18 protein-coding genes are annotated in these 17697 nt (G+C 46.5%); 13 read left to right on the forward strand and 5 right to left on the reverse strand.

Annotation, left to right across the window (positions count from 1 at the left end):
• The first annotated feature begins 264 nt into the window (after nucleotides 1-264).
• Nucleotides 265-1191, forward strand: a complete 927-nt coding sequence (locus LCM29_RS01155) for a hypothetical protein (RefSeq protein WP_224860422.1) — start codon at nucleotides 265-267, stop codon at nucleotides 1189-1191.
• A 45-nt stretch (nucleotides 1192-1236) separates the two neighbouring features.
• Here the strand turns inward: LCM29_RS01155 and LCM29_RS01160 are convergent, their stop codons facing one another.
• The 3 genes from LCM29_RS01160 to LCM29_RS01170 are packed head-to-tail and all read right to left on the reverse strand — an operon-like array spanning nucleotide 1237 to nucleotide 3842.
• A complete protein-coding gene (locus LCM29_RS01160; RefSeq protein ID WP_224860424.1) occupies nucleotides 1237-2874 on the reverse strand; it encodes a hypothetical protein in 1638 nt (545 codons plus the stop codon).
• 16 nt (nucleotides 2875-2890) lie between these two features.
• Nucleotides 2891-3451 (reverse strand): PilW family protein, encoded by a 561-nt coding sequence (locus tag LCM29_RS01165; protein ID WP_224860426.1) that lies wholly within the window; start codon nucleotides 3449-3451, stop codon nucleotides 2891-2893.
• Nucleotides 3393-3842: a prepilin-type N-terminal cleavage/methylation domain-containing protein gene (locus LCM29_RS01170; RefSeq protein ID WP_224860428.1), complete on the reverse strand. Its 450-nt coding sequence runs from the start codon at nucleotides 3840-3842 to the stop codon at nucleotides 3393-3395. The genes LCM29_RS01165 and LCM29_RS01170 overlap by 59 nt, the downstream gene beginning before the upstream one ends.
• Nucleotides 3843-4000: 158 nt before the next feature.
• Between LCM29_RS01170 and LCM29_RS01175 the strand changes: the two genes are divergently transcribed.
• The 11 genes from LCM29_RS01175 (at nucleotide 4001) to radC (ending at nucleotide 14564) form a co-directional block, all read left to right on the forward strand.
• Nucleotides 4001-5212: a G5 domain-containing protein gene (locus tag LCM29_RS01175; protein WP_224860430.1), complete on the forward strand. Its 1212-nt coding sequence runs from the start codon at nucleotides 4001-4003 to the stop codon at nucleotides 5210-5212.
• Entirely contained in the window at nucleotides 5209-5493 is a 285-nt protein-coding gene (locus tag LCM29_RS01180) for a hypothetical protein (RefSeq protein ID WP_214760538.1), read from the forward strand. Before LCM29_RS01175 ends, LCM29_RS01180 begins: the two co-directional genes overlap by 4 nt.
• 1 nt (nucleotide 5494) lies before the next feature.
• Nucleotides 5495-7165 (forward strand): GspE/PulE family protein, encoded by a 1671-nt coding sequence (locus tag LCM29_RS01185; RefSeq protein WP_214819407.1) that lies wholly within the window; start codon nucleotides 5495-5497, stop codon nucleotides 7163-7165.
• Nucleotides 7158-8195, forward strand: a complete 1038-nt coding sequence (locus LCM29_RS01190; protein ID WP_214749689.1) for a type IV pilus twitching motility protein PilT — start codon at nucleotides 7158-7160, stop codon at nucleotides 8193-8195. Before LCM29_RS01185 ends, LCM29_RS01190 begins: the two co-directional genes overlap by 8 nt.
• Before the next feature lie 6 nt (nucleotides 8196-8201).
• Entirely contained in the window at nucleotides 8202-9419 is a 1218-nt protein-coding gene (locus LCM29_RS01195; protein WP_214785280.1) for a type II secretion system F family protein, read from the forward strand.
• A 142-nt stretch (nucleotides 9420-9561) separates the two neighbouring features.
• A complete protein-coding gene (locus tag LCM29_RS01200) occupies nucleotides 9562-10062 on the forward strand; it encodes a prepilin-type N-terminal cleavage/methylation domain-containing protein (protein WP_224860432.1) in 501 nt (166 codons plus the stop codon).
• Nucleotides 10063-10145: 83 nt separating this feature from the next.
• The gene (locus LCM29_RS01205; RefSeq protein ID WP_224860434.1) at nucleotides 10146-10898 is read left to right on the forward strand and encodes a prepilin peptidase; all 753 of its coding nucleotides are present in this window, start codon (nucleotides 10146-10148) and stop codon (nucleotides 10896-10898) included.
• A gap of 13 nt (nucleotides 10899-10911) precedes the next feature.
• Nucleotides 10912-12480 carry a pilus assembly protein PilM gene (gene pilM, locus LCM29_RS01210; RefSeq protein ID WP_224860436.1) on the forward strand — a complete coding sequence of 523 codons (1569 nt, stop codon included), beginning with the start codon at nucleotides 10912-10914 and terminating at the stop codon, nucleotides 12478-12480.
• Nucleotides 12477-13184 (forward strand): hypothetical protein, encoded by a 708-nt coding sequence (locus LCM29_RS01215; protein ID WP_224860438.1) that lies wholly within the window; start codon nucleotides 12477-12479, stop codon nucleotides 13182-13184. Before pilM ends, LCM29_RS01215 begins: the two co-directional genes overlap by 4 nt.
• Nucleotides 13185-13326: 142 nt before the next feature.
• On the forward strand, nucleotides 13327-13911 hold the full coding sequence (locus LCM29_RS01220) for a Maf family protein (protein ID WP_224860440.1): 585 nt from the start codon (nucleotides 13327-13329) through the stop codon (nucleotides 13909-13911).
• Between the two features lie 23 nt (nucleotides 13912-13934).
• On the forward strand, nucleotides 13935-14564 hold the full coding sequence (gene radC, locus LCM29_RS01225) for a RadC family protein (protein WP_224860442.1): 630 nt from the start codon (nucleotides 13935-13937) through the stop codon (nucleotides 14562-14564).
• A gap of 337 nt (nucleotides 14565-14901) precedes the next feature.
• Here radC and LCM29_RS01230 read toward each other — a convergent pair whose 3' ends face one another.
• Both LCM29_RS01230 and LCM29_RS01235 read right to left on the reverse strand, forming a co-directional pair.
• The gene (locus tag LCM29_RS01230) at nucleotides 14902-15405 is read right to left on the reverse strand and encodes a hypothetical protein (protein WP_224860444.1); all 504 of its coding nucleotides are present in this window, start codon (nucleotides 15403-15405) and stop codon (nucleotides 14902-14904) included.
• 45 nt (nucleotides 15406-15450) lie between these two features.
• Nucleotides 15451-16638, reverse strand: a complete 1188-nt coding sequence (locus tag LCM29_RS01235; protein WP_224860446.1) for a hypothetical protein — start codon at nucleotides 16636-16638, stop codon at nucleotides 15451-15453.
• A 423-nt stretch (nucleotides 16639-17061) separates the two neighbouring features.
• Between LCM29_RS01235 and LCM29_RS01240 the strand changes: the two genes are divergently transcribed.
• Complete coding sequence (locus LCM29_RS01240) at nucleotides 17062-17502, forward strand: hypothetical protein (protein WP_224860448.1); 441 nt, start codon at nucleotides 17062-17064, stop codon at nucleotides 17500-17502.
• Nucleotides 17503-17697 lie beyond the last annotated feature (195 nt).

Here is a 17697-nt window from a genome sequence, read left to right on the forward strand (position 1 = left end):
GAAGGTTTTGCTTTCAATAAAGAGACGCGAGAGTTAACAGGAAAGTTTTCGCTAGAATGTATGAAGGAGAAGGGGAAGAATGATAATAAATGTAACAAAGTACTGAATAAAAACTCACTGATTTCTGAATTCTCCATTCCTTTAACCGCGACAACACCTGGAACATTTACATTTAATTCAGGTAAGTTTGCGTATACCTTTTATGCGGAGCATTCTGGACAAGGTACAACGAAGCATGATCGTGACATAAATGACAGTCCAGGGATGTTATCATCTAAAACCGTTACAGTAAAAGGAACGACTTTGACCGTTCCGAATACGTTGACGTTGTATGTAGGAGAAGGGGCTAGTACGAACGTAGACGCCACAGGCGATATCGATTCCTCTAATCTAAAATGGGAGAGCGACAACGATGGGATTGTCGGACTGAAGTCAAACGGAACAACTGTATCGATTTTTCCTAAAATAGTAGGGGAGACGACAATTCGAGCGACATATACGTATCCGAATGGTTATGTCGTGAAGTCGAATGATTTAAAAGTGGTGGTCAAGTTGCCAGATCTTTCGTTAATCCCGAAACCGAATGAACTATGGGTATATCAAGATGCGCAAGGTACACTCGTCAAACAATCTGCGAGTATTACTTTAGACCAGACGAAATTAGATGGGTCGAAGTTGAGTGGACCCTTAGGAGTTGACTGGACGTCCTCATCCACTGCGTTGTCGGTCTCTAAAACTGGAACGAACGTTGCAACGGTTCGTGCCGAACATGGAAGTCAGGGTAGCGTTACCATACTAGGTAAACTTACAGATTATCCAGGGCAATCGAAAAGTACTTTGATTGACGTCAAAGAATACCCGCAGTTGATTTCAACGCCGAACGTCATCCTATACATGAGTGACAGCCCATATTCCTACAGCAAACAAATCACTTTCTATCCAGATACGGCAAACGTCACGGGCTATGGATTGAAGGTATTAGAAGGAATAGATGTGCTAAAGGTTGAACAGGGAGAACTCAAACTGTTGAAACCGGGGCTTGCAAAAGTAGGACTCGTTACACAAGACGTCAGTGCTTCATTCCCGAACGGTGGGGGTCCAGAACCAATCTCTCAATATTTCTATGTCCAAGTGAAAGATGGAACAGATCCAAACCCTGGTGTCGATACACCGGCGGGTGATTTTTACTAAGTATACGAAAAAGAAGCCGATTTGATGTCGGCTTCTTTTTTATGTTCATTGTTTGACCGGGCGTGCCGTGAATAGCTGAAGCTGGTTGGAAACAGGTAACGTATTGATTTGTTCAAACACCCCTTCGTTATACGTCATGATGAGGCGGGATTCTTCAATCTCGTCGGTCTGAGTCTGGTTACCTGGTGCGAAGTGAACTTCTTTCGCACTTTGGGCTGGTAATGGGAACGTCCCCCGAAACGTATTAATTTCTAGTGGACCACGACTATAAAGACCGCCTTTTATATTGATGAGTGAGCCAACCGCATATAGTTTACTCTTCTCCTCTGAGTCACTATATAAAAATGCTTGAAGCGGTGTCGTCGTGTGTTCAAATTCATTGATTCGATTTAACAGCACTTTCCCTTTCGCCATGAGGACGAGGGAACTGTTTTGTGACTTACTGACACCTGTAATTGTGGCACGGTCAATAAAGGCATCTTTTAAGGCGTATACAGTCGTATTGAACGCGACATTGCCTCGGATTGTGAGGTTTCCATTCACAATAAGTGGTCTACTGATTGCAATAGGACGCACCGCCTCGATGATAACGTCACCATCAAATAAGAGTGGCACGTTAGAGCTCGCGACCGATTCACTAATAATGGTTGAAGCGGCGACGGGTGATGTGATGATTTTCAGAGAATCGATCGCATCGATTTGTTGTTTGTCGACATATTCAGTCAATCCGAGATTCGGCTGCTCTAAATAAGGAGGAATTGAGATTGCTGGTATTCGTCCGCTATTAAAAATGGAAGTACCCGGCGCATTCTCGTAGCTCAGCTTTGTACCTGATTGAAAACGGTTGACGTATTGGATAATCGAATAGTCGAAATTGAATGGTGAGAAGGATGAATCAATCTCACCAATCTGTGGTTTTTCTCCTGCAATCGGTGTCGTGTCACTCGTGAAATATTCGTTTAAGTCGCAACCATCACAAGTCGCTCCAGGTGCTAAATCGATTTTTCCGTCCAAATAAAATCGACTCGTCGAACTATTTTCAAGTGATTTCTTTGTTGAACCTAGTTGGTAGAATGCGGTTCGTTGAACGTTTAATTCATCCGTCGAGGCATCACTGTTTCCGACAAAGATGTTTCCTGTGATTTTAGGTGGACCATTGACTGTCAGCTGTTCGTCAGACCCGAGTACGTAATACAAAAAAGATGGCAGGGCGGTCACGTATACTTCTTGTGTGTATGTAGCCGTTTGCGTCGGTTGCTCGGCTTTTGGGACGGTCGTTCCCGTTGCTGTCAGTGTGAGTACAGTCGTGAATGGGGCATCGGTTCGATCAGCAGTAGAGCGTTCAATCGAATAGACGATATCGTTATCTCCGGACAATTGGTTTCCGGTATATGATTGATTACTCACGAGTAACGAATTGATTTCGTCTTGGAATGCTTGCTCCGATTTCATGTAATTAGGTACATCTGCTTCAGCGTGAATCGGAAATGTTGACTTTAAATCAGCAACTAGCAGATTTAACGTACTTTTGACGTCGGCATCGAGTTGTGTCTCGTCGACGCGAATGATGGTCTGTTTATTTGTCGCTAAGTTGACTTGGATGGCAGCAAGTGACAAGACGGCTAATGCCGCCATGGTCACGAGGACAAGAATGAGGACGTAACCTCGTTCATCTTGCTTCATAGGTACAAGCTCCTTTTCAGAATGGGATGGCACTCTTGAATGTCTTCGTCTCAGATGGATCATTGGCTGGAGATAGTGTGATTGTCAGTTCAATCAAGCCAGACTTATAGTAGGATGGCTGATTGACTCTCGCTTCGACGGCACCGTCAACAATCGAAATGTCCATCGATTGAAGGACGACATCATTCGAAGAAGAGGAGAAGGAAGCAGCGGATAATGTCTTGCCGGTATCGAGATAGCCGCTTTCACGATACAAAATCCCATTCGCCGATACTTTCGGGTCATTTAAGACGTGAAACGTATAGACCCCATTACTTTCAGTCATCGCATCAAATTTCGTTTGGTTCAAGTCCTGCATGACCGAAGCAATCAAATAGTCCGCTTCTGCTCGAAGAGAACTAGAATCATTCGTCAAACGAAAGCCAAGAGTACCAGATAAAAATACCGTGATGATGATTCCAGCGAAGATGGTGGAAATAACGAGCGCCAACAACAATTCAACGAGTGTGACACCTTCTTCAGAGCGTTGTAGCTTCTGGATTGCTCGTTTCAGGGAACTTTTCATGAAGACTCGCATCGGTTACGACTCCTTTCAATGTGATTGGTTGCAGTAAAGTATCAGAGTCGACGATGATGGTCACGTCCATGACGTTCGAAGAAGTTTGAACAGACGCAATATCAATCGAATAGTCGCGACCGTTGATTGTGGCCGAGCACAAATCACATGTGCCATTCACATCTTTTTTCAGCGTATCAAGAGAAAATAAAGCATCGGTCTCCTTCGCTCGGCGTTCGATTGTATGTAATGTGTTTTGTGCAATTTGATTTGCAACCGTTCGATCTAAATCAGAAGAGGTAATTCGAAGACTTTGCGAGAAGAAACTCATCATGGCTCCTGACAAGATGGAGACGACGACAATAGAGACCAGTACTTCGACGAGCGTAAAACCTTTTTCGTTATGCGACAAGACATTGACCTCCTATTCAAAAAAAGTAAAACTTTCGGAAAATAACGTATGAAATACTGAATAAAATGTTATTTTTTGTACAATACATATTATACTAAAGTTACACACTGAACGGATACATAGAATAGAAGACATATGAAACATAGGAGGATTTTTACATGAAGCGGTATGGGATGCATCTTTTCATTCTGATCGGACTCGTCATGCTCGTGACGCTACCGACCATCGGACTCGTCAATTACTTAGATGCGTCCGCCGAGTCAAGTACTACATATGCAGATACAACAGTCGCAGGCGTCGATGTTTCCGGGATGACGAAGGAAGAGGCTGACGTTCGTCTCGATAACGCCATCAAAGATTTCAACACGATGCCGTTTTCGGTCAATCTGATGGACGGGACCGTCATTGAAATCGGAAAAGAAGTCGTGACGTTCGATGTACCGAACACGCTCGATTCCATCACAGATGAGGGTGAATACCCACTGTTGACCGCAATCGATGAATCTAAAGTTGAACCTTATCTCGATGGTCAACCTGTGACGATGACGATGATTGCCCCGGCATTGATGGAAGCGGCATCAATGCTTGAGTCAACGGTCGCATTGGAACAAGTCGCGGCGGAGAGTGAAGTCGTCGCTTCGTTTACCGTGAGCCCGACTCCGGCGATGCAGTCCACGCTCGATCGAATGAACGGATTCGAGATGGCAGCAGGTGATATCTTTAGTCTTAAATCTTTCGGGGAAGACTTTGAGGCGCTCACGACGCTCGGCTCTTCGTTCTATCGCATGTTCGCTGCCACACCGTTCGCCATTCTTGAACGTGTGCCGCATGAGACGCTCCCGTCTGGTGTCGAACTCGGATATGACACGAAAGTGGACACCCGCTCAAACTTTGCGGTACAAAACCGTGAGAAGTCATCATACGCCATTCTCGTTTTGAATGAAGGGAATGCGGTGACCGTCCAATTACTCGGTCAACCGTTTGAATCGGCTTACGAGGCGCGAGTGGAAGAAGTGACATCGGTTCCTTATCAAAAAGTCGTTCGTTTCTCGTCGTCACTTCCGTCAGGCAGCTCATCAGTCACACAATCTGGACAATCTGGCCAGTCAGGGAAGTTGTATCGTGTCAAAGTGACGGAAGAAGGAGAAACGATGGAATTGCTCGGATTTGATTTTTATGCCCCGACACCGGAAATCGTGACGAAGAGCTCGGTCCCACTTCCGCCACCTGAACCGGTCGAACCGGTCATTCCAACATTCCCGGATGAAGAGGTGGAAGAAGACCCGACTTTTGACGATGAACTAAATGACAACTTTGAAGAACCGCCCGTATTTGAAGAAGACCCTGCAGATCAGGAGGCAGTCGGATGATTGGTTATATGATTTTACTTGGTTTTTGGGTATTGGCCACATTGACGTTGTTCGCCTTGTCTGTCCCATCGATGAAGAAGCGTGAAACGAAATTACTCATCAGTGTATGGACGGCACTGCTCTCAGTGGGGATTTACTATATGGTGACGGAGTCGTTGACGCAGGCATGGTGGGCGTGGTTCCTACTCGTTGTCATATTGATTGGTGGAGTGACGGCTAGTACTTTCGTCGAAGAGAGGGAAGTCGAGCAAGAGGAGGCTCCTCAAAGGATGGTGAAGTAACGTGAGACGAACGAAACGAAGACTCGGCGAGATGCTCATCGAGGCCGGACTCATTACGACGAGTCAGCTCGATGAAGCGCTCGAACAAAAACGCCCCGGTGAAAAACTGGGAGATACACTCATTCGGTTGAACCACATTACCGAAACGCAATTGATTCAGATGATTCATGAACAACTGCATGTGCCGATTATCGAGCTGTATGCTCAGGATATCAACGTGACGGTCACGAAGCTCGTGCCGAAAGCATTGGCGCAAAAACATGACGTCATGCCATATCAATTGATTGGAAACACGCTTCATATCGCAACGGCCGACCCGCTCGATTTGATTGCGATTGATGATGTACGTCTGCAGACCGGGATGAATATCGAGATTGGTATTTCGACACGTGAACAGATTCGGAAGACGATTAGTCGTTATTATGAGATGGATCATTCACTTGTCGAGATTTTAAAAGAAGATGCACCGGAGATGGATCAACAAGAAACGATGAATCGGGACGATGCCCCGATCATTCGTCTCGTGAACCAAATCTTCCTGAGTGCAATCGATCAACGAGCTTCGGATATCCATTTCGATCCGCATGAGAAACAACTTCACGTCCGCTTTCGGATCGATGGAGATTTGCGTACGGAAACGATTTATCCGAAGAAAATCCAAAGTGTCATGCTGACACGCCTTAAAGTCATGAGTAACCTCGACATCACGGAAAGTCGTCTCCCGCAAGACGGGCGGATCAAGTATACGCTACGCAATCGCGCCTATGACTTCCGTGTGTCGACGCTCCCGACGATGTATGGGGAGAAGATTGTTATTCGAGTGCTTGACTCGTCGCAAGGGCTAACAGATTTGACGAAACTAGGATTCGGGGAACGAAACGAGCAAGCATATCGTGAAATGCTCAAACGTCCGAACGGCATTATCCTCATCACCGGTCCGACCGGTTCAGGGAAGTCGTCGACTCTCTATGCCTCACTAGTAGAGTTGAATGACGAGACGAAAAACATCATTACGGTAGAAGACCCGGTCGAGTATCAGCTCGATGGCATCAACCAAGTTCAGGTCAACTCCAAAGTCGGTTTGACGTTCGCATCCGGTCTTCGTTCGATTCTACGACAAGACCCGAACATCGTCATGGTCGGGGAGATTCGAGACACGGAAACAGCCGAGATTGCCATTCGGGCCTCACTTACGGGCCACCTCGTCCTATCGACGCTACATACAAACTCGGCCATCAGTTCCATCACCCGTCTCGTCGACATGGGGGTCGAACCGTTCCTCGTCGCCGCTTCGACGACCGGGCTCGTCGCGCAACGTCTCGTACGACGCGTCTGTCGCGACTGTGGTCAGGCAGAACCGGTCTCGAAAAGTGAACAACGTCTCTTCGAAGCAGAAGGCATTCACATCGACCGAATTGTTCGTGGAAAAGGATGTTCTTCATGCAACTCGACAGGATACCGAGGGCGTCTCGCCATCCATGAAGTAATTCCAATCAACGAAGGATTACGACGGATGATCATGAACCAGGCGACCGAGTCTGAGATGGTGGAATATGCGAAGTCACAAGGGGCGACGTTCTTATTAGCTGACGGGCTAGAAAAAGTTGCAGCCGGATTGACGACGACGGAAGAAATATTACGAACGGTCATTACGGAGAGTGCTTATGATTAATCAATCGATTGAAGTCATCTTGACGAATGCGGTCGAGCGACGCGCATCAGACATTCATTTGACGGCGGGTTCTCCACCAATCATCCGGGTGGATGGGAGTCTGATCACGATGGGCGAGGAGAAAGTGTTGCCTCAACATCTTGAAGGATACTTAAAAGAAATTATGACGGAAGACATGCGTGAACGCCTTGAACATGAGCGTGATCTCGACTTCTCGTTCGGGGTGCCGCGTGTCTCACGCTTCCGTGTTAATGCCTACTATCAACGAGGAACGATTGCAATCGCGTTCCGTTCGATTTCCGGGGAAATCCCGACATTAAATGAACTCAACTTGCCGACGGTGTTGAAGCGATTGATTGAGAAGCCGCATGGTCTTATCCTCGTGACGGGGCCGACCGGTTCTGGGAAATCGACGACGCTTGCGGCGATGATCCACGAGATCAACCGGACGCAACGTAAGCGAATCATCACGTTAGAAGATCCGATCGAGTATTTACATTCACACGATCAAAGCATCGTCGACCAACGAGAAATCGGATCGGACGTCATGAAGTTCGTGAGCGGTCTACGAGCTGCTTTACGACAAGACCCGGACGTCATTTTGCTCGGGGAGATGCGTGACTTAGAAACGATTTCGACGGCGATGACAGCAGCTGAGACGGGGCACCTCGTCATGGCGACACTCCACACGTCGAGTGCGATGTCGACTGTGAGCCGAATCATCGATGCGTTTCCGGCTGAGCAGCAAGACCAAATCCGGACGCAGCTCGCGAACGTCTTGCTCGGGGTCGTCAGTCAACGATTGTTCCCACGGATTGACGTGCCGAAAGGCCGTGTCGCCGCCATGGAGATCATGTTAGGGAACCCGGCTGTCGCCAACTTGATTCGAAATGAAAAAGAGTTCCAGCTTCCGACCGTCATCCAGACGAGTCGCCAGCATGGCATGCAGTCGATGGATGCCGCGATTGAACAGCTCGTACGGCAAGGAATCATCAATCCGAACGCCGTCCCGACAGAAGAGATGAGGTGATGAGTGATGGCGATATTTCAGTACGAAGGAAAGCTCCTGAACGGGAAGCGCAAGAAAGGTCGCATCACGGCCGTCTCGCTTCGGGAGGCAAAAGATAAGTTACGCCAAGAATCGATTCTCGTGACGGACTTGTCCGAACTTGAGTCGACCGGACTAAACAAAGAGGTCAATATCCTACCGGAACGCGTCAAAATCGAACATCTGATCATGTATGTCAGACAGTTCGCGACGCTCATCCGGGCGGGGGTGCCAATCGTCCGCGCGACGTCGATCTTGCGGGTACAGACCGAATCAAAAGTTTTGAAGAAGACGCTCAGTCAAGTCGAGGACGATTTGAAAGAGGGGATTGCCTATTCCGAGGCAATCAAAAAGCATCCACGCGTCTTTTCGAACTTCTTCAGTTCGATGGCACTTGCCGGGGAGACAAGCGGAAACTTGGAGGAGGCGCTCGACCAGATTGGGCTCCAACTCCAGAAACAGTATGATGTGAAGCGGAAAGTCATCTCTGCCCTTACGTATCCGTTGGTCGTTTCGATTGTTGCCATCGGCGTAGTCGCCTTCTTGATGGTGAACGTCGTTCCGACGTTCGCAAGCATATTTGGTCAACTCGGCGGTGAGCTTCCGCTCATCACGAGAATCGTCGTCGCCGTTTCAGACTTTATTGCTGCGTTCTGGTGGCTCTTACTCGCCATCGCCATACTCGGGGTGTTTGTGTTTACTTGGATGCTGAAGCGGGACCGGGAACGATTCGTCATCGATCGCTTGCTACTGAAGATGCCGATTTTCGGACCAATTGTGACGAAGTCGCAAATCGCGCTACTGACGCGAAGTTTAGCCGTCCTGTTACAGGCAGCTGTCCCGATTTTAACAGCCATTGAGATTACAGAACGCATCGTGTCGAACCGCGTCATTCGAAAAGGATTGACGGAGGCACGAGAAATGATGGCGCAAGGGATCCCGCTCCACGAGCCGCTCATGCGCAACTCGAACTTCCCACCACTCATGACGCAAATGATTGCGGTCGGGGAAGAAAGTGGGGATTTAGATTCGATGTTAAACGAAGTCGCCGAGTTTTATGAGACGGAAGTCGAGACGACGACGGATCGACTCAAGTCAATCATCGAGCCACTTCTCATCGTTGTCCTAGCGAGTGTCGTCGGGGTGATCGTCATCTCGATCGTCGTTCCGATGTTCCAAATCTATGGCGATATTCAAAATCAATAATCAAAATATGCAGAGTTTTGAAAATATACCTTTTCAATACTTTATTTAGAAGGTATAGTAAAATTGTTCTACTTCTAGTTTAGGTATTTTGTAATACATCTAGCTTACATGCAGCACAACACACAAAAGGGGAGAATGAATCATGGTAGAGAAGTTGAAAATGATTTGGCAAGATGCCAAACAATTAAAAGATGAGCGTGGACTCACACTCGTCGAGTTGCTCGTCGTCGTTGTTATTTTAGGAATTATCGCAGCCATCGCGGTTGTTGCGATTGGTGGGATTATTGAGAACTCGAAGAAGGATGCAATGGTTGCTGATGCGAAGCAGATGGTAAGTGCGGCGAAGTTGTATACTGCATCGAACCCTGTGACTGAGGCAACAGTTCTAGATTACAAAGTTGCTACAAATACAGCTGCAACGACTGGAACAAACCCTCAACCTGCAATTGTAGGTACGAAGTCATATATTAGTGGTATGAAAGATCCATTTGGTGGTGGTGATTACACTACTGCAACTGTAAAGGTTACACCTAACAGTGGTGAATATGTTTACGTAGTCAATTTATTAGGTACTGATTATAAATTCACAGATTCAGCAACAACTGCACTAAAAAAAGATTCTTTAGTAAAAGTCACTCAATGATGTATTCCGGCTGGCGCTGGGCACTCGCTCAGCCTAGCCGGTTTTCTGTTTTTGGCATATACTGACAAAAGGAGGATCCTCCCTTGATTGAATTGATTGGATTCTTATATAGCATCGTCCTCGGGGCGGTCATCACATCGTTCACCAACGTCGTCGGGCTCCGCGTGCCACGCAAACAATCCATCGTGACACCGCGCTCACATTGTCCGTCTTGCGGTCACGAATTGTCACCGTGGGAACTCATCCCGATCTTCGGCTATCTCGCCCTCAGAGGGAGATGCCGTGGGTGTGGCGAGCGGATCGCGCCGACGTATCCGATCTTTGAATTGCTCGGAGCCATCGGATATGGCTATAGCTTTGCACTTTACGGATTTAGCATGACGACGCTCCTCGCGTTCGCCTTCTTATCGACGCTGTTGGCGCTCGCCGTATCTGATTTATCGACGATGCTCGTACCGAACGTCATCTTGCGGATCACGGCACCAATCTTACTCGTCCTTACCTATGTGGCAGGGACCACGTGGTGGTCACCGCTTGCTGGGGCGCTTCTCGGATTTTCTCTTTTAGCGACTGTCTTTTTCGTCTCAAAAGGGGGACTTGGGGCAGGGGACGTCAAATTGTTTACTATGATTGGTCTCGTGCTCGGCCCTCGTGATGTACTCGTCGCTTTGTTCTTGTCGAGCTTGATCGGTGCGGTTGTCGGAGTGGGTTTGATTGCTTCGAAGAAAATTGGACGCAAACAACCGATTCCGTTCGTGCCATCGATCGCGCTCGGGACGATGTTGACGTTTTGGTTTAGTGAAAGCTTTTTTGATTGGTATTTTGAGTTGATGTAGGGGGAAAACGATCATGAGTCGTGGGATAGAGAAAGGGACGGTCACCTATTTTTCGTTTGATGCACTCAGCATCCACGGTGCCGTCATCAAGCAAGGTGTGTTCAAACGAAGCGCCTCGGTTCAGTTAGCGAAAGATGCGTATGGCGAAGGGAAGATTCTTGATGAGACGGCGTTCAGTCTCGCCTTCGAAGAACTCTGTCGCAAGTTAAAAGTCCGTCGTGGTATGACGTGTGCGGTCGCATTGGATGAGACGGAAGTGTTGTCACGGAAAGTCGAGATTCCTTCTACGATTCCGAAGGATGAGATCCGTGGCTATTTGTTCATGGAAATTGGCAGTTCCATCATCTTACCGTTCGACGATGTGTCGTTCGATTATGAAGTGTTAGGCGAAGACGGGGTCAAGACGGACGTCATGCTTCATGCTGTATCGATTGAACTGACGAAGTCGCTCCGCTCGTACATGAAAAAACGTGGTCTCGCGTTGAAGAAAATTACGCCACGCTCGGTCGCGGTCGCGAACGGCGTCATGCGCTTATCAGACATCGATTCGCTCCAGTCGACGCTCATTTGGCATGTCACACCATTCTCGCATCAATTGTTGGTGTTAGAAGAAGGACAGATACGCTTCATTCGTTCGATCGAGTCAGACCTTCCGTACCAAGTCGGAACGAAAGACGGCGTCGTGACGTATACATACAACGGAACGGATGAAATGAAAGTGAACCAGATGGATGACTGGTTGAACGAACTCGCCCGTTTCCTTGATTTCTATCGTTACTCGCTACGGACGGATGGTCGAGCGATTGACCACTTATACGTCTCGGGAACGGTTCCTGAAGTAGACGATCTTGTTCACATGATTCAATCCGAGTCCCTCGTCTCCGTCACACGGGTCGAACAACCGCTCGCGATTGCACATGGGACACCGCTATCGCATCAGATGCTTCCTTTACTCGGGATGGCGACGCTTCAACGGGACCAGGATACGAACTTTATCAACTCGACCGATGTGACGCTCCGTTGGCCAATCGTGACGGGACTCGTCGCACTTCTCCTCGGAGGAGGCGCGGCCGGTTATCTGTACTACGAGGTGGGGCAATTGGAAGCAGAACAAGCACGTATTGAAGAGGAACTCCAACTTGTCGAGATCTATCAAACCGAACAGGTGAACTCGAAAGCACAACAAGTGCTCTCGCTCGACCAGACCGTGACAGCGTTGACGAACATGGAGAAAGATGCGGTGCCGGCACTACGGGCGTTGACTGAACAATTGCCTCCGACGGGTTACGTGTTGACGTATAACTACGCGGACGGCTCGATTATGAGCGTACGGACACAATTTGAAACGCTCGAGGATTTGAACGCCTTCCAACGTTCGCTCATGACCGATGAACGCTTCCTTGACGTGAAGCTTCTCGGCGTGACGACCGAATTGAAGGCGGCAGAAGAGGAAGAAGAGGAAAATTCATTCGAAGAAGACCCGCTTCCACGCTATATCGGAGAGTTCACGTTCATGTTCCAAGACGTGGAGGAAGAATTGACTGAAGAAGAGGAAGCAGATGCGGAGGTGGTGAGTCAATGAAACGTTCGACAATTTATGCGTTATTTGCGATTTGCCTGCTCGCAGCCATCGTAGCACCGGCTTACTTCGGCTATACGTACTTCATCAAACAAGGAGAAGTCGAGGCGCTCGAACGTGACCTCTCGCTCGAACGGACGAAGCTAGAACTGTTGCGTCAGGAAGGGAAAGCCGTTGACGTGGCAGACTCACAAACGCTACAGACACGCGTTCCGACGGCACCTGCACTCGATACGGTCGTCGAGGCATTGTCACAGGCAAGCTTATTAGCTGGCGTCGATGTCACAAGTATCGCGTTCGCCGATGGGCTAGTAGCTGAGTCTGAGGTACCTGAAACAGTCGAGCCGTTCAATCCGGCTGACGTCAGTGAGACGAATGAACCGGCTGAACCGACAGACGTCGCACCGGTCAACGCCTCGACAATTCGTTCGACCGTGACCCTTCAAGCCGAAACGTATGATGCCCTCGTCTCGTTCTTGGAATCGATTGAGTCGATGAACCGCATCCATGTGTTGCGAACGATTCAATTCACGGGACCAGCCGAGACAGGACCGAATACAGTCGAAGAAGTACAGGCGCTTGATTTTACGGTCGAGCTAGATGCTTTCTATCGCCCGGACCTCGATCAACTCGTTCCAGATCGTTACATCCCGGAACCAGCTTTCGAACAGAAGGATATCCCGGTTTACGACTATACGACACCATGAATCGACACGTCCCTTCAAAAAAATGAAGGGGCGTTTTTTTCGACCCGAGTGATTGTATTTACGACGCGCGTTGCCTACAATCAACAGAGAAGTGTGAAACGGCAAGGAAGCCCGTTTCAGAAGAAGAGAAGGAGTCGATATAATGAATTCAACACAGAAGCGTGTCATTCTCGCCTCGATGTCACCACGACGTACGGAGTTATTGCGTAAAGCGGGAATCAAGCATGAGGTCATCCCATCGAACGTGATGGAAGGAACGGACGGCAAGGAGTCCCCGAGCGATTACGTTGCCCGTCTCGCCCGTGAGAAAGCGATGGATGTGGCACGGGATCAGCGAGATGCTATCGTGATTGGTGCGGATACGGTCGTCGTCTTAGACGGCGTCATCTTGGAGAAGCCGGCGGACCGTGAGGATGCGAAGCGGATGCTCGAACGCTTGTCCGGCTCGACCCATGAAGTGCTCACGGGCGTGAGTATCATCGGTGCGACGCAGGACTTGTTCGTCACGACGACGCATGTGACATTCGATGTGATTCCAGAGAGTTGGATGGAAGATTACCTTGATTCCTCAGAACCATACGACAAGGCGGGAGCATATGGCATCCAAGGGTCGGGTGGACTTTTCGTTGAGAAAATCGAAGGTGATTTTTATAACGTCGTCGGCTTACCGATTCATCCGCTCGTCAAGACGCTCGACCGGCATGGGGTGACACCTCGCTTCCTGTGAATGCCTTGAAAGTAGGTGAAGGAATGACCATGGTGATTGACCGTAGTGTAGAGACCGCCATCGCGAGATTGCTTCAAATTGGAGGACGGGGACCGGACCCGATGGAGACGGCACGCCGTATCTCGGACGTGTATCCGACGTTACGGGCGCTGTCACAGGCATCCGTCCATGACTTGTGCAAAATCGAAGGGATGACGAAAAAGAAGGCAGAGCAACTCCTGGCCGCATTCACGATTGGGATTCGATACGTCGAGGAACCGAAAGCGAGTATGCCGACGATTCGTTCGCCGCAAGATGCGTATGAGTTGTTGCGGGATGAGTTGAGGTTATTAAATCAGGAGCATTTCGTCTGTCTATACCTCAACACGAAAAATCAACTGATTACCCGAAAGACGCTTTTCGTCGGTGGGCTTAATTCGTCAATCGTGCATCCGCGTGACGTGTTCCGAGAAGCGCTCAAGTTATCGGCGGCGTGCTTTATTGCTGTGCACAATCATCCGAGTGGGGACGCGACCCCGAGTCGGGAAGACATCGAGGTGTCCGAACGGTTGGTTGAAGCGGGTAATATCGTCGGCATCGCCTGTCTCGATCACGTCATCATCGGGGAAGACCATTATGTCAGCATGAAGCAGCGGGGATATATGAATGGGTGAGAAGTGGGGAGCAGGCATCGTGATGTCTGCTTTTTTGTTTGTGGACATTTGTAGTTCGTTTCTCGTTTCACCTTTAATTAAGATGATTTAAACAGGATTTGATATTTATAAAGCCAACCTTTGTGATGAACATACTGCTCATTGCAGTCGAGTTGTCATACACTTTTGTAGCTGAACAGAATTGGCAATGATGCTTCTCTAGAAAATCCAAAATGTCGTGTGGGTAACGAACCTTCCACTTGAGTTAGTTCGGCCGATAGGGAAATTTCACCTTTATAAAAACCCTATCAAAGTTTAATTTCTAACTTCGATAAGGCTTTTAATTAAAATGATGTATTTAAGAATGTCTACTTGAAGTGGCAACCTCACGTCTAGTCCATAAAATATAAATGATTGCAATGGATATTGTCAGGAGAAAGTACATTATAAGCGTGTTAAAGTTAAAAAGCTGGTTGCTCATATACGTAGATTTAATACCTGTTACCCTTTTAAGATAAAGAGGATCAGACATTCCGTTTTCCCGCTCAAGGACCACCTGTTGTACATAATCTTTACGTTCATAAAATTCATCAACTTGCAGATTATATCCGATAGATAAAGCAATCGCAATAATGAACAACAGTACAATTAATGAAATTGATTTAGGGTTGAGATATTTTAGCATCTTGATCCAATCATTCACGATGAACAGTGCAAGGAATAAGAGTATAGGAATAAACAATAAAGCAGGGTTACCATTCCCGGAAATCTGCACCGGGTGCACCGTAGATAGATTTCCTATAAAAAAGGAGAGTGAAACAATGGTGATACGACATAAGGCGAAAAACCATTTTTTTATCATAAATTTCCCTCTTAAATTAAATTTGTAAACTATGTACAAAATGGATTATAGGATAAAATCAGCCTTAATCATAGTCATATATTGGTTGTTATCTGTCCATTTATAGTATTTTGTGCTGCTAGTACTACCATCAGGATCTTTGACGCCAAAATACATTCCATCTGAATTAGATGAATATGATACTCCAAGAACATAATGATAGTTAAATGCAGCGTATTGAGTGCCCCATTGTTTTTCAAAATAAAGAGCCACAGGAAATTTCCAATAACCAATCTCTTCTTTGTATATAGGGAAATTACCATAAGCTGATATTGTAGGTACTTTCCAAGCGTCAGCAAATGGGTACCTATGTTCTAAGTGTGTGTGCAAGCCCGCAGCGAAAGCAGAGGGGAGGGTACCAGCAATGGATGTATTCATCTGACGGTACATGCTATTGATAAAGAATGAAACAGAGTTATAATGTTCCGCTAGTCCATCAATCTTATATCCCTTTTTAGTTTTTAAATATTCAGCAAACATTGCTCCTGTAGTTGGACCACAAGCACTATCACCATTATTGTATACTCCGGAAGTGTTCTGGTAATAACGATCTGCATAGATTGTAGAGTAGTTGCTCGGTGTATACAGGGTAGTCAAGCTTCCTGATTCAGTGTTTTTAGTAGATGCATTTTTATTTTTATGTTTATATGTATCCCAATTCTTTTTGTTTTTAATATCATAATTAAAATAGCTACCATGCTTTTCTTTGATTTTAATCTTATTGACTGTGTTATCTTGAGAATCAGTTTCATTATTCAAAGTGTCTACAAGGACTTCTTCGTTTAGTTCAGATTCGGTTTTAACTGTAAAACCACCGTTGTAATAAATTTTTTCTTCCTTACTGTCGCTATTAGCGAACTCGCCTTCTCCAAAACTTAAAATTGGATCGAGTTCTAAATTGCTTGAAGCAACAATGTAATATTGTTTATCGCCATCAATGAGATTAAACGAATACCCGATTTGGTTATCACTAAAGTCATAAATTTTATCAAAATTATTTAATTCAGTGATTTCTACATCAGGAAGTAAATCTTCACTATAACTGAAGTTTGATACTACATTTTTAATAACACTGATATCTACTTGATTTGAATTATTAGTGCTTGACTGAGCATTGATGGAATCTGGCGAAATTAGTGGTGACGTCAAAAGGCCGGTTAATAGAGCGGGTACGAATAGTTTCTTTTTTTTCATGAAATCCCCTCCAATTTTTAAAATATGTAATTATAATAACATTCATACATCTTATAAATTACATTTTTTTTAATATTTGGATAATGAAAATACATCTCGATGAAAGATAACTAATACTTTTAATTACATTTTAATTTTCAAATCTATCAGTACTGATTGCATATCTTGTTATTTTTACTGCGATTCTTATGTTTTGAATTTAAAATCTAGTGGTGATGTAATAGCCAAAAGATCAAAATACCACCTCGTGATGGGTGATATTAAATTGCGCTTATTTCATTAAATAGAATCACTCGTATGCCTAATTTTCTTTATCATAATCCTTTTGGGTTTATTAAAGAGATTATGAAGAAGGATAAAAAATATACAATTTCCTCCAATTGAATCAGAGACTTTGGTAAGATATCAGGTGAGGTGTTCAACATGGAAAAAATCATCTGGTTGTTAATGCTCGGCGTCTCGCTCCTCGTGAGCTACGTCCATCTAGACACAACCATCTTCTCGCTCGTCCTATTCGTCTTATTTTTATTCGTGAGTACGGCACTATTCCTTCGGTTCGACGAGGACCACTGGCTCGACCGTGTCTCACCAATCGTCGGTGTCGGAGTAGGTGTTCTATCACTCATCGGCTATCTTGGTCTGGTGGTAGTCTCTTTCAATGAATTCGACCAACTCGGCATCTGGACTGTACTCGTCCGCTTACTTCTCATGTACGTTGGGATCTACATATTCGTCATGACGACGACGAGCTTTTTAGCCGGAGCGACGCGCTTAAAGCCGTCCCGCTTCTTTCGACCGGTCCTGATCTTCTCAGTCTTCTTTTACGGCGCGATGTTACTACTTCCGCTCCAACCTGGTTTGTAACCGTTCTCTCTTAGGCAGACGCCCACTCGCGTCTGCTTTTTTGATTTGCCTTTTTCCTCAAAAGAAGGCAAACTAGTAGACGGTGAGACAGGACTGAGATGCGGTTATTGTAAATAACCTGTAATCGAATGAACGTTTTCAAACATGATTTTTCCGTTATAATAAAAAATAGTGTAACGAAGAGAGGAGCAACAC

It is taken from the genome of Exiguobacterium aestuarii (assembly GCF_020171655.1).
GTDB lineage: Bacteria > Bacillota > Bacilli > Exiguobacteriales > Exiguobacteriaceae > Exiguobacterium > Exiguobacterium aestuarii_A.

What these genes read in the sequence shown, in the direction of transcription:
- LCM29_RS01155 (WP_224860422.1), top strand. Translation starts at nt 265, where the DNA reads ATGTTATCATCTAAAACCGTTACAGTAAAAGGAACGACTTTGACCGTT.
- LCM29_RS01160 (WP_224860424.1), bottom strand. Translation starts at nt 2,874, where the DNA reads ATGAAGCAAGATGAACGAGGTTACGTCCTCATTCTTGTCCTCGTGACC.
- LCM29_RS01165 (WP_224860426.1), bottom strand. Translation starts at nt 3,451, where the DNA reads ATGCGAGTCTTCATGAAAAGTTCCCTGAAACGAGCAATCCAGAAGCTA.
- LCM29_RS01175 (WP_224860430.1), top strand. Translation starts at nt 4,001, where the DNA reads ATGAAGCGGTATGGGATGCATCTTTTCATTCTGATCGGACTCGTCATG.
- LCM29_RS01180 (WP_214760538.1), top strand. Translation starts at nt 5,209, where the DNA reads ATGATTGGTTATATGATTTTACTTGGTTTTTGGGTATTGGCCACATTG.
- LCM29_RS01190 (WP_214749689.1), top strand. Translation starts at nt 7,158, where the DNA reads ATGATTAATCAATCGATTGAAGTCATCTTGACGAATGCGGTCGAGCGA.
- LCM29_RS01195 (WP_214785280.1), top strand. Translation starts at nt 8,202, where the DNA reads ATGGCGATATTTCAGTACGAAGGAAAGCTCCTGAACGGGAAGCGCAAG.
- LCM29_RS01200 (WP_224860432.1), top strand. Translation starts at nt 9,562, where the DNA reads ATGGTAGAGAAGTTGAAAATGATTTGGCAAGATGCCAAACAATTAAAA.
- pilM (WP_224860436.1), top strand. Translation starts at nt 10,912, where the DNA reads ATGAGTCGTGGGATAGAGAAAGGGACGGTCACCTATTTTTCGTTTGAT.
- LCM29_RS01215 (WP_224860438.1), top strand. Translation starts at nt 12,477, where the DNA reads ATGAAACGTTCGACAATTTATGCGTTATTTGCGATTTGCCTGCTCGCA.
- LCM29_RS01220 (WP_224860440.1), top strand. Translation starts at nt 13,327, where the DNA reads ATGAATTCAACACAGAAGCGTGTCATTCTCGCCTCGATGTCACCACGA.
- radC (WP_224860442.1), top strand. Translation starts at nt 13,935, where the DNA reads ATGACCATGGTGATTGACCGTAGTGTAGAGACCGCCATCGCGAGATTG.
- LCM29_RS01230 (WP_224860444.1), bottom strand. Translation starts at nt 15,405, where the DNA reads ATGATAAAAAAATGGTTTTTCGCCTTATGTCGTATCACCATTGTTTCA.
- LCM29_RS01235 (WP_224860446.1), bottom strand. Translation starts at nt 16,638, where the DNA reads ATGAAAAAAAAGAAACTATTCGTACCCGCTCTATTAACCGGCCTTTTG.
- LCM29_RS01240 (WP_224860448.1), top strand. Translation starts at nt 17,062, where the DNA reads ATGGAAAAAATCATCTGGTTGTTAATGCTCGGCGTCTCGCTCCTCGTG.